Source organism: Cellulophaga algicola DSM 14237, from assembly GCF_000186265.1.
GTDB lineage: Bacteria > Bacteroidota > Bacteroidia > Flavobacteriales > Flavobacteriaceae > Cellulophaga > Cellulophaga algicola.
Genome location: NC_014934.1, coordinates 129,263 through 141,680 on the forward strand (window position 1 = coordinate 129,263; position 12,418 = coordinate 141,680).

The 12,418-nt window shown below is 32.4% G+C and carries 12 protein-coding genes; 11 read left to right on the top strand and 1 reads right to left on the bottom strand.

Features of this window, described 5'->3' with window-relative positions; genetic code table 11:
- The first annotated feature begins 145 nt into the window (after positions 1–145).
- The 3 genes from CELAL_RS00590 to CELAL_RS00600 all read left to right on the top strand — a co-directional run bounded on the left by CELAL_RS00590 (position 146) and on the right by CELAL_RS00600 (position 3,454).
- Positions 146–940: an MOSC domain-containing protein gene (locus tag CELAL_RS00590; RefSeq protein ID WP_013548970.1), complete on the top strand. Its 795-nt coding sequence runs from the start codon at positions 146–148 to the stop codon at positions 938–940.
- Positions 941–1,019: 79 nt separating this feature from the next.
- A complete protein-coding gene (locus CELAL_RS21280; protein ID WP_013548971.1) occupies positions 1,020–1,850 on the top strand; it encodes a PIG-L deacetylase family protein in 831 nt (276 codons plus the stop codon).
- A gap of 884 nt (positions 1,851–2,734) precedes the next feature.
- Positions 2,735–3,454 carry a hypothetical protein gene (locus tag CELAL_RS00600; RefSeq protein WP_013548972.1) on the top strand — a complete coding sequence of 240 codons (720 nt, stop codon included), beginning with the start codon at positions 2,735–2,737 and terminating at the stop codon, positions 3,452–3,454.
- Between the two features lie 465 nt (positions 3,455–3,919).
- On the opposite strand, the gene CELAL_RS00605 is transcribed toward CELAL_RS00600, so the two are convergent.
- Positions 3,920–4,882, bottom strand: a complete 963-nt coding sequence (locus CELAL_RS00605; protein ID WP_013548973.1) for a lipid A deacylase LpxR family protein — start codon at positions 4,880–4,882, stop codon at positions 3,920–3,922.
- A 387-nt stretch (positions 4,883–5,269) separates the two neighbouring features.
- On the opposite strand from CELAL_RS00605, the gene CELAL_RS00610 reads away from it, so the two are divergent.
- The 8 genes from CELAL_RS00610 to CELAL_RS00645 all read left to right on the top strand — a co-directional run bounded on the left by CELAL_RS00610 (position 5,270) and on the right by CELAL_RS00645 (position 12,240).
- Positions 5,270–6,004 carry a hypothetical protein gene (locus tag CELAL_RS00610; protein ID WP_013548974.1) on the top strand — a complete coding sequence of 245 codons (735 nt, stop codon included), beginning with the start codon at positions 5,270–5,272 and terminating at the stop codon, positions 6,002–6,004.
- A gap of 138 nt (positions 6,005–6,142) precedes the next feature.
- A complete protein-coding gene (locus CELAL_RS00615; RefSeq protein WP_013548975.1) occupies positions 6,143–7,261 on the top strand; it encodes a hypothetical protein in 1,119 nt (372 codons plus the stop codon).
- A gap of 98 nt (positions 7,262–7,359) precedes the next feature.
- Positions 7,360–8,025 carry a hypothetical protein gene (locus CELAL_RS00620; RefSeq protein ID WP_013548976.1) on the top strand — a complete coding sequence of 222 codons (666 nt, stop codon included), beginning with the start codon at positions 7,360–7,362 and terminating at the stop codon, positions 8,023–8,025.
- Between the two features lie 121 nt (positions 8,026–8,146).
- Positions 8,147–8,992, top strand: coding sequence for a hypothetical protein (locus CELAL_RS00625; RefSeq protein ID WP_013548977.1), 846 nt, complete (start codon positions 8,147–8,149; stop codon positions 8,990–8,992).
- A 39-nt stretch (positions 8,993–9,031) separates the two neighbouring features.
- Positions 9,032–10,111 carry a hypothetical protein gene (locus tag CELAL_RS00630; RefSeq protein ID WP_013548978.1) on the top strand — a complete coding sequence of 360 codons (1,080 nt, stop codon included), beginning with the start codon at positions 9,032–9,034 and terminating at the stop codon, positions 10,109–10,111.
- A 77-nt stretch (positions 10,112–10,188) separates the two neighbouring features.
- Complete coding sequence (locus CELAL_RS00635; protein ID WP_013548979.1) at positions 10,189–10,680, top strand: nuclear transport factor 2 family protein; 492 nt, start codon at positions 10,189–10,191, stop codon at positions 10,678–10,680.
- A gap of 308 nt (positions 10,681–10,988) precedes the next feature.
- Positions 10,989–11,471: an EF-hand domain-containing protein gene (locus CELAL_RS00640; protein WP_013548980.1), complete on the top strand. Its 483-nt coding sequence runs from the start codon at positions 10,989–10,991 to the stop codon at positions 11,469–11,471.
- Positions 11,472–11,586: 115 nt separating this feature from the next.
- Complete coding sequence (locus CELAL_RS00645; RefSeq protein WP_013548981.1) at positions 11,587–12,240, top strand: hypothetical protein; 654 nt, start codon at positions 11,587–11,589, stop codon at positions 12,238–12,240.
- Positions 12,241–12,418: the final 178 nt, after the last annotated feature.

Here is a 12,418-nt window from a genome sequence, read left to right on the forward strand (position 1 = left end):
CAAATAAAATAAAAATGCTACATTTAATAGTTTAGATTTATTTACTACCACTGCCAATTTTTTAAATTTAGCTTTTGAATCAAAAAAAATCACTGCTTCCGTACTACAGATAACCCAGGTGTATCCAGATAATTTATTTCAAATAATGAAAATAGAAGGTTTATATATTTATCCAATTAAGTCTACAAAAGGTCAAAAACTGATTGAAATTACTATACTTAAAATTGGATTTGAAAATGATCGCTATCTAGGAATCGCTAATGCTAAAAATGAAATAATAACAGCGCGAGAAAATGCAGAATTGCTTAACATTAAAACGGAAATAAATAATTATCAACTAAACATTAGTTATAAGAATGAAACTAAAACAATTGCTCTTAACAAAGAATTTCAAGACATTGAGCTTTCACTATTTCATACAAGCGTAGCTGGAAAAATAATAAGCGATGAACTAAATAATTGGTTTACTGCTCTTTTAAATTCAGAAAGCAAACTAGTTAAAATCAATTTAAACAAATTGCGAAAGACCAATGATACAGCGATATCGTTTAATGACGTATACCCTATTCATTTAATATCCAGAGAATCTGTTGCTGCTTTGAATGATAAATTAGAAACCCCTATTGAATCCAATCGTTTTAGACCCAATATCATTATTTCTGGGGTTAAAGCTTTTGAAGAAGAAACTTGGACCCATCTAATTATTGGTGAATGTGAATTTAAAGTCGTTTCTAAAACAGAGAGGTGTTCGCTAATAACCATTAACCCGCATAACGGTGTAAAAGATAAAAAACAAGAACCGCTTAGAACTTTAGCGAAAGCATTTAAAAAGGATGGCAAAGTTAATTTTGGCATATATCTGATTCCAATAAAAACTGGAATTATACGAGATTCTGATACTTTGAAAATAAAAACGGTAGGTAATAAGGAGTATCATTAATACAAGAATTATTACTTAATCTATTCTAGCACATATTTTGGTTTGCCTAAAAAAAGCCTACTCCTCTAAAATTAAAACGATGAAAAAACGATTACGATCCCTTTGCATTTTAAGTATCTGTTTTTCTTGTATGGGTCATACTAACGCACAACAAGAGAACAAGCCTACAACTACTAATGGTAAAACCCTAATGGCGATATTTGCGCATCCAGATGATGAGATTGTTATCTCTCCTCTTCTTTCTAAATATGCTAAAGAAGGTGCAAATATTTATTTAGTACTTGTTACCGATGGATCAAAGGGGGTTACATCTCATGCTGCTATTCCTGCGGGAGATGTATTAGCAAAAGTACGGGCAGAAGAAGCTTTGTGCGTTACAAAAACCTTGGGTATTAATGCTCCTATATTTCTAAATTATACGGATGGTGATTTAGCGTTGAATGAAAACCTGTATTCTTTAGATGAAAAAATTGACAGCCTATTTGTAAAACACCAACCTAATGTGGTAATTACCTTTGGACCCGACGGAGAATATGGGCATTCAGATCATCGTATGGTGAGTAATATTGTTACTGAGGTTTTTCAAAGAGAAGCTTCTGACACACTAGAACAATTACTTTATTATGGTTTTCCTAAAGAAGCTGAAAAAAAGGACCTAACTCTAAATACAAGTTTAGTACAGTGGTTAAGTGAGAATTTAAAAACGACCCAAAAGAGATTTCTTACTTACCGAATATCATTTGATAAGAAAGATTTAAAATTAGGACATAAAGCATCAAACTGCCATAAATCTCAATACACTCCTGAAGCTATAGATGATTTGTTTGCTATGATGGGACAAACAGCTGGTATCATTTACCTAAGACCTTGGAATGGGTCTAAGATACTCAAGGAAACTATTTTTGAATAGAAAATAAAATTTCATTAAATTTAAAACTTCAGTCAATTTCTAATTTTGCGTTTATTTATTACCTGCACTAAAAAATCAAACCAAATTAGTACGCTTAGATTTTTTTTAAAAAAGTAGAAAGACCATGATATTATAGTAAACTTTAAACCGATGTTTAAATTAAGTGGCGGAGCATACTATACCCCTAAATTTGTTGCTGTAGGTTACGTATTAGTTTACGGCAGTTTTCAGAAATATTTAAGGGTTTGTTAATTCATTTTTTTTTAAACGAATCAATTCTGCCCTTGTCCCTTCGGATCTATTTCGCCTCCATATTCGCTACCTTAAATGAACTCACAAAAACTCAAACAGCATTTGATTCTTAATGCTCTTTTCGGTAGTCCCATTATTCCTAACAAGAATCTCGTTAGTACACTAGGGATTTAAAAATTTACCGTCTAGCTTAGACCAATTATAGGAATGGTTTAAACCATACGCTATAAATTTAGCTTTCTTAAAACTTTAGGACCTCAAGATATTAGATTCGTGTACTGTGTATTAAATAAGTAATTAATTGCACAACTAATCACATATAAACTCGTTAAGTGTTATTAGGCACGGTACATCTAAATAAATCAAATTTAAAGGCAGTAGATATTACGACCATATCGCTTAGACACCATTTAAAAAATGAGAATACGATTGAAATATTTATTTGGAAAAGGAACCTTTGTATTTGGCATTTTCTCTATATTCCTATATTTCACAGAAGGTATAGCGTACACCTCCCCCATTGTAATGCTATTTATGATATGTTTGGTAGGCTACTTTTTAATGTCTGCATTAATAAATCAAAAAGATTCAAATAACCATTCCATAAAAAAAATCAAATAAAACTAAAACGTATGACTTACATTGTTCCATTACTTATCATGGTAGCCATCGGCGCTTACTTTCTTTACATGAAAAAAACAGGCAAATTTGATGCGCTTGGAAATAGCTATTTAGAAGCTGAAAAAGAAGCTACAGAAAAGTTTGATGAATTTTTTCAAGAATTTAAAGCAGACGAGCAAACGTTTAAACCTATAGTAACTATTATTGGCGGAGATTTTAGTGCCATTGGTGCCTGTAAAAAACCTAAAAGTATTTTGGGAGCAGCTGCAGACACCGCAAAAACAATGCTAACAGGAGTGGTGGTTGAAAATACTAACCATCATTTATTAGTACTGCAAGATGAAAAACTCCATTATATTGAATACAATTCCAATAGTAAAACGGCATCAACGCATTGGGAGTTTGATAAACGAAGCATTAGTAATCTAGAGTTTGAAAAAGGAAAATTAACCGATAACTTAAAACAATCTATGTCCTTTCAATTACGAGGTGGTGGAGAAAGCGGTGATGCTACTAAAAACAGTGATCTACATAAATTATCTTTTGAAAGTAAAGAGAAAAAGTATTCCTTTTTTGTTTATACTATGATTGGTTTTGGAGCTGGTTTTGAAACAGAAAACCCAATTGGTAATTTGTCCATGAAACAGACTACAGATGATATACTAAGAGGCACTCTTTTACCTTTGAAATTTGGCGAATTATTCTTTGAAAAGATAAAGGCCTTTAAATAAAATTGAGAAACTAGGGGATGAACATTTTTTATCTCCTGGTTTTTAAAAATGATAAAAAACTGATGAAAATTAAGGTTCTAGAAAATAGAAAATTGAGTTTACATACTGATATAGTAACAAAAAAAAGTATAACTAGGTACTAACCAATAACTAATTACTTGAAATTATAAAAATAGGAAAAAAAATATAATGTAATAGCTATTGGAATGTTTGTCATTGCTATTTCTTAGCTATTTTCTCATTATATAGCCTTACCAGATGTAGCTCAAAGATCTTTTTTTGCATTGAAATAGTGTTACTACTGACTGCGCTAATTTTTGGGAATTTCAAAACAGCTCAATAGCATTTTTCGAGAGAATTTACCGCTAAAAAAGAAAATAGATCTAGAATCTCAGCGCTGCTCATTTATACGCAACTTACTCCTACTGCGGTTTAAACGTTTGAAAAAGTGGTATAGATTTCTATTTAAAGGGTAGCTCCTATTTTAATTCCTCCCCATTTATAAGCGTCCGCTTCTTCAAATTCTTTTGTAATTACAGAACGGGTGTATTCAAAATAAAGCGTTTTAGTTTTTAAAACAATTCCATAATTTAATTGCCCTGTAAATCGCTCTATATTCCCCGATGAAATAGTATAAGGGCTCTTCCTATTAAAAACCCCACCTTGTAACGTGGCATCATAGCCAATAACGTTTAAAACTGGTTGTGCATACCCATACATTCTAAAACCTTTTTTTTCTTTGGTAGGCGCAAAAGGAGTATGTATAACTCCAAATGTGGTATTAACTCCAATAGCGCCACTGGTGAAAAGCGTTCCTACTTTAGCAGCCATAGTTGCTTGAAGTGAAAATAAATCTCGATACCTAACAAGCTGTTTTTCATATCCTACTTCATAATTAATTACGATATCATTTTTAATTTGATTTTGCCAACCTAAAGGAATTTTATTTCCGGTAGCTTTATGAATACCTACTTGCATTTTCTTACCAAAAGCACCAGGTCCAATAAGTCCTAAACTAAAGGAAGAAGTGAATCTACTTTTTTTTACCACATTGCTAGCGATCATAAAGCTTTTAAGCGTAATAGCTGCCGCAAACGGTCTGTCTCCAAATTGAATATCAGGAAGTTGAAATTGCTGAGGAGTATACCCGATGTGTTCTACTGCTAGGCCGTAACGGATAGTATCCTCTTTAGGTTTATAAAATAGATAGTTAACCGGATTATTCTCAAAAAAAGGAGCTACCAATTCAAAACTATAGCCTTGAGTATAGTTCTTATCACTAGAAGCGAAAAAATCATTATCATAATTAAATCTAAAGTAGTTCCTACTTTCAATATCCCGGAAGGATACTAAATTGTCTATTTTCTGAGCACTACCATACTGCAGAAATACAACCGAAATGACACAAATAATCAGCATACTTTTCATACAAGTCTATACGAGAAAAAGATGTCCTAGGTTCTGTTTTCAATAAAACTTAGAAGTATTTTCTTTTATTTTCCCCTTTTTACTTTATCTATTATGCGCAACCATATGCCATACCAAGCACTTATAATCTTTCTTAAATTAGACGTGAAAATTAAAATGATAATGCATAGTAGTACATAAGGGGTCTTTAATTTAAATAATCTAAAGACCTAACAGTACTTGTAAAGAAGAAGACTTGATCGTTTTTTTATAGCAATTTACAGCAGCAGCGCTAATTAATTTTTTTTTAAACCTACCTATTCAACCGCTACTCTAGATAAATAACAGAAAAAGGTGAATTTTTCTCTATTGTAGTTTTATCTTGGCATAACTACAAAATATTAAAACATGAAAACATCATTGACTTTACTTTTGATTTTTATTGCAACTACTAGCTCGGGTCAGGTTTACTTAGAAGACGGAAATTTTAATCTGAAAGATTTAGATTTTAATACTTTCGATTCTAAAGAATTCTATTCTAAATCGAGTAAAGCAGAATGGGCCGAGTATCACAAAAAGCGTAAATCTGATGTTTCTCCTATTTATTTTTTTCAATCTGAAGCAGACACGATAAACATAAATGGCAGCAATTTTGAGGTAGAAAACCCTTATGCCATTCAATATAGACAAACAGCCGTTGCCGGTTCTAATACATGGGATGAGCGTTATAATATTGCTTTTTATGACGCTATTGAATTTGATGAATTAAATGTACTTACCGATTTAGAAAATAATTTAATTTTGGTTTCTGTATCTGCAGAAGAAGTTGCTAATCAAAAAATTAGCACGCTAATTAACGCATTGAACCGTGAATACAGTCCTTTTAAATTGGCAGAATCGTCTGTAGGATTTTCTAGGTACAGCAATCGTAAATGGATCCTAGAGGATAAAATAATTTCATTAGTATCTGATGCTAAAATAGATTTTAAAAACGTAGTCTTAAGTGATGAAGCTAAAAAGGATATTTATAAAAACTCAGCAAATTTAAATGCTGTCTACTTATTTATATGCAAGAAAGTGTATTATGACCAAATCAAGAATATGAGTACGCGAATAGGTTTTATGTCAAAATTTGAAGATTAATTACCGTAATTTTAAAAGGAAAGAATTACGGATGCGGTTTTACCGTGTTTTCAAACCATAAAAAAACCTTCATTACGGTGCTACTTTTAGTTTAGAACTAAGTCGTTTTTAAAATCAACCTTTTTCACTCCATAAAAAATGAACTCTATTTCACACCAATTACATCAAAAAGAAAGTGGAAAATTATTAATTTTAACATTAACTAAAACCTCCTTAGTTTCTCAGTCTGGTAAACGTGAGAAATTACGAACTACTCAAAAAGATTTTGACAGTCATGAAGATGCCTTAAAAGCGTTTACGAAAAAAGAATGGAAAGCCTTAAAAAAAGGCTTTAAGTATACAACGCAAGAAGCAGAAATAGGTGAACCCAGTTTACATCGGTATATTGGAGGTGGCTATACTGGGGCTTTATCATTTGAAGCTACCCCTAAGGGAATTTATACCTATAAAAACGATGATGAAAAGGATGTACTTATTTTAATTGATCCCCTTGGAGATACCCTAGAAGAAATAGCATTACCAAAGCAACTAGCTTGGTCTATTGCGTATAGTCCAAAGCGAAATGCTTTAATTCTAGATTTAGATCACTTTATTTATGCGTATGATATTAAAAACAATACGTTTAGGAATTTAGGTAGTAAAAAAAACAGTTTTACGAGCTTTATTGCTGTTGCCATAAATAGCATTGCTTTTGCAACAGATGACAATATATCCATTCAAAATAATCAGGACAAGCTAAGCTACAGTCAAAATTACGATACTGAGGTTATCAATGGAAACATTCCGTTTTGCGGCACCTTATCTAAGGATGGTAAATTATTAGCATTGCACACTAAAGTTGGCGAAATTCAGATAATAGCTGTAAATAGTGGCCTTACCGTACATACTATTAAAGCCGATTTTGAAATGATTGACCAAATGGAATTTAGTAAAGACAATATTTTATTAATTGCACAAGAGCATTATGGTACATGGGGTATGCGCTATTTTGATCTTTCAAATACTAAAGAGCTTAAATTTCCTGCTTTAGAAATCCCGGAATACACCAAAGAAGTAAGGAATTTCTGTTTCAGTCAAGACCAATCAAAGTTGGTTCTGGTTCAAAGAACTAGCGCCTATGTATTTGATTTTAAGGCTAAAAAATTCATTCACAGTTTTCCGCTAGCGCATGTGGTAAAAAGTTGTGAAATTAAATTTATAGAAGATAAGCTTGGTGTACGGACAGATTATGGGTGCTTTAGCCTTTATAAAGTATAAACATATTATTTTAGTATTAACCATTAAGGACTAGAATTTCCCTTGCATAAAACAAGCTGTCCTTATACCTATGATTAAACTGATTAAAAAAATAACTAATGAATAGAATTTTAGGAATCGCACTACTTTTTGCTCTAGGTATGTATAGTAGTCATGCTCAAAAAATGAATAGTATAGCTTTCATTCCCGAAGGTTATGTACTATCTGAAACGTATTATGGTGATCTAAATAAAGACGGACAAGAAGACTGTATGCTCATTATAAAAGGAACGAATGCTGCAAATGTGGTCATCAATAGGTTTGACCAAGAGGTAGATCGTAACCGAAGAGGAATTATAGTTTTATTCAAAAATGAAAATACCTATGAATTAGCGGATAAAAACTATGACTGCTTTTATTCTGAAAATGAAGATGGAGGAGTTTATTATGCTCCAGAACTAGACATAACCACAGAAAGGTCTAACCTTATTATTCATTTTGCTCATGGCAGGTATGGGTATTGGAGGTACATTTTCAGACTTCAAGAATCAGCCTTTAAACTCATTGGGTATGATGCTAGCAGCAATCATGGCCCGAGAATAGATAGAGAAACTAGCATTAATTTTTTAACTAGGAAAAAATTAACTCGAATAAATACCAACCAAGATGCTGAAGGGGGTGATGAAGTTTTTGAGGAAACTTGGGTGAAATTTAAACAAGATCAGCTATTTAAGCTTTCTGAAATTGAACACTTTGAAGACTTTGATATGGGAATAACATACTAAATCTAGGGATATAGAGTTTAATTTTTAGTACTCCATTTTTCTGTACACAGCACCTTAAGTATTTTTTCAACAATCGGAGTACTCCGATTAAAATATTGATTATATAACTAATTGAGCAGAAATGAAACTAATAAAAAAGATATTATTCTTTATCTTCCTTTTAACATCCTTGTTATCTCCAGCCAAGAGTCATAATGATAAGATGCTTAAAAAAGTATTTCCTACACTAGCATCTACTATGAAAATTCAATATAGCAATGTTGTATCAGAAGGAAAAAAAGTACCTGTAAATTCTGGTAGTTTACAAATAACTGGCTATTCAAATATAAATTTTATAGCAGAAGAAGGGGTCTGTTTTGTTTCTAATGATCAATTTTTAGATGTTGTTGCTTTTACATATTATAAAAATATTGAAGTTAATAATGTCATGGCATTACATAATGTAAAAGAAACCTATTGTCATGCGCCCGTTTTTAATATTTCCAATTGTACTTATCTAACGTTTGATTATTATATTGCAGATGGTAGCGGTCGCTATGGGTTTCATATTACTACTAATTCTGAGTCCATAAAAATAGTGAATACGACCATTACCAATTGCAGCACAAGTGCTATATACGCCAGAAATAGCAGTATATTAATGGATAACGTACTCATTACCAAAAACACTTTGAGCAGCAGTATTTTTGACTTGGACAATGTTAAAATTAGTATGAAAAACTCCGCTATCAAGGAAAATACAATAAATTATCAGGAGTATTTTCAAGTACAAAATTCGTCCCTGAAAATGACTAATGTTTTTATGGATATTAGACTAAGCCCCAATAATTTTCATGGAGTTTTATTTCATAACAATACTACAGCTGAAGTAATCTTAAAGAATTCAACTATTAAAATAGAAAATGGCATCAATCTCTATAGCGTTGTTCCACTTACATTAATCGACACAAAAATTAGTATAAATTAGGAGATTTTTGCATATACTAGATAATCAGAACTTAATTCTATGAAACACTACTGCACATTTATTATACTATACTTCATCTCTCAAGCTATCTCTTCTCAAGAGATAAACACTGCAGATTTTACTAGAATATCAGAACAACTAGTACAACAATACCTTGAAACTAACTATTTAGATGATGAAAGTTTGGTTCAAAAAGATAGTTGTATTTATGATAATACCAATAGTTTTGCCCTATCCTGTATTTCTAGTTCTTGGGACCTTGAATGGATCTCTGATTTTAATGGAGATGGAATTAACGACCTCATCATCCAGATTACCGATGAAGGTTTAGGTGGTGGCGGTAATGCCTTTGGATATAGCTTTGAAATAGTAACTCTTGATAAAGAGAAAAACATAAAAGAAAGCTATTCCCTCTTCGGGGGTGGTAAAATGTCTTATGCTCTTTTAAGTATAGACCGTGTTTCCAATGGAAGAATCTATGCTACCTATGAGCAGAACCCTCATGGTTATGGTTTTCAAGAGGTAACTTATGACAACCAAAAACAGCTACCACTAGAATTCTACTTAGAAGGCCAAAATATTTTAGAAAAAAACTATACAAAATGTCCTATAGCAGAAATGAACAAGGATGTTTTCAAAAATGATTTAGATCTGGAAGTAAAAAGAAGATGTTTCATGGACGATTCTTTTAATATAGAGCAAACAGAACAACTGTACTTGAAAGACAATACACACTATTATGCAAGTATAACGGGCTGTGAAGACATCAATCTCTATTTTTCATATACCATTCCTTTTCAAAGTGCTCTTGAGAGCAATACCTCAGCCATTAAAAATGAATGGTTAAAACATATTCGCTTTTTAAAAGAACACACGCGGTACAAATCAGTCTTTACCGAATTACTCACCGAAATTATGCTACTAACCCCCGAGAATATAATTATTGGGGAATATGGCGGAGCAGACCATCCATTTGAGCTTTCTAATGATTGGAAATGCTTTTTATTTGTTTCAGGTAATGATGAACAAGGTAGTTTTATTACCGTAAGATTAGTCAAATCGGCCAACCCAGAACCTTTAGAGTTTTGGGAAGCCCTAGAAAAAAAAAGTGCACTATAATACTATGAATAGCATATAATTAAGGCCTACTGTAACAACTAAACTTTTAATTCGTCTTTTAAAAAACAAGACGACCTATGAGCGCCACCAAATTTTTATTGAGTATGGCACTACCCCTACTCTTTCTTTTATCATGCAAAGCCACCAAAACAGATGGCAATTCTCATACTATTCCTAAATACTCACCTATAGATGCTGCGCTACATCAAAGTATTGCAGCAATGGATGCCACTTTCTTTGAGGCATATAACCAGTGCGATTTAGAAAAACAGGCTTCGATCTATTCCGATACTATAGAATTTTATCATGATAAAGGCGGATTGATGACCTCTAAACAAGGAATTATTGATGGAACAAAAAAGAATATTTGTGGCAAAGTAACTAGAACCTTAGTAGAAGGTAGTATTGAAGTGTACCCCATTAAAGACTATGGTGCTGTTGAAATAGGGTATCATAAATTCTATAACAATCAGGAACCAGATGCCCCATCTATTCCTAGTAAGTTTATAATTATGTGGCAACATACCCATAAGGAGTGGAAGATTACTAAAGTTATAAGCCTCCACTAGAGAAACATTCCTTCCGCTTTATACAACATCAATATTAAAAAAAACATATAACAAACTATATATTTGTTTTTAAATCACAAGGATACATTAACCCATTTTAAGTGTTATCTTTAGTATCCTAACGAATAGAATCGTAAGTTGGGTGCTGTTTATACTATCTAGTATCAGTATAATTTTTTCAATAAATTTACGGTTAAAAGGGTGTCAGTCTTATTCAGGTAATAGCAGCCTGAACCGGCTCTTAATCTTCTCTGGCATTTTTGTTGCTCCTGCCAATTAGAAGGATTAAACTATAAAATAATAGGGCCATGAGAATACTTAAAATTATAGGTTTATCCCTTATTATCATTTCTTTTGGCGCATGCAAAGATCCAAATAACAAGCTAAAAGAAGGCCCTAGAAGTCCTGGACCTAACGGACCTTTAAGTGCTTCTGACTTTAACCGAGATGGTACTGTTACCAAAGCAAAAATGGATGAGTTTATTACTATGGGACCCGAAAGAAAAGTTGGTTTAGTAGCATATTTTGATGAATTTGATACTGATGCAAATGGTATTTTAAGCCCTAAAGAACTCCCCCTAGTAACTCCTCCTTTTGCATTTGATGGTACGGATGCTGATGGAGACGGGAGTGTATCAAAAAACGAAATGAAAACGTATGTAAAAGATAGGCTTTACCGCCAAATGGGTTTAGAGGAGTTTTTTACGCTGATTGATACGGATCATAACTTAGAAATAACCCCTGCAGAGATGGAGGCTGCTCATAAAAACGGACAATTACCACATGAATAACGAGGCATATTGTCTATGAAAGGCTTTTTATTACTTAAAAAACAAATGTTATTTTAAATACTTACTTTCATACGCTAGCGTTTAACCCATAGCAACTGCTTCTTAAAAACAAGTCATGAAAAAATATATTGTCCATTTTCTGATTCAACTCCTAGTAGTTTTTTCCTGTTGCAATGCTCAATCCTCTAAAAGAGAAAAAGAAAAAATGAATAAAGAGGTCAGAGAATTGGTACGTTTAGGTAGAGATTCCATCATCCAACAAGCATTAACAGCTTTAGATAAAAAAGCTAGCCTAGCTAATTTTTCTACAACTAGCCTACAAACCAACGGTAAAGAAGTCTATGTGGTCTTTTCTAACTCAGTGCTCTACTTACCTATGAATTCTATCTTTAAATATATGATGGGCGTTAACCTTATGACGAACACACAGTTTTCTAATACCATTGCAAATCCAGAAGATTTTACAAGCACAGATGCTATTCCTATATACCAAGAAACGGAAGTCGCTAAGAAAAATATCACTTTTGTTCTAGAAGCCATTCCTAATTTAGATGCGTCTGACCTTACTAATTTTAAAGGTACATTGATCATCCGTGAAAAAGAAGATCATTATGCGATTCGTGTAATTTCTGAAATGCAAGAATCTTGGTACAAAATAAATAAGGATGCTGGAATTATGTATGACGAAGGGCATGCACATCTAGAACCCGAACCGTATATAGAAAGTGATGAACCAAAGTTTCAGGAAATACCTTTTAAAAACGAATAGGTTCAATTCTTATTCCTCCTTTTTTTTATCAAACAAACAAGCTTAATGAGCGCCCTTAAGTACCTCTAAAAGGGTTAAACTTTAGGCTTTTTTTTAAAAATGAATTTAAATGTATTAGAAATTTTATATTTACAGTAACAAAGCGTCTAATACCTTGGTAATTGATTCCTTTTTACGT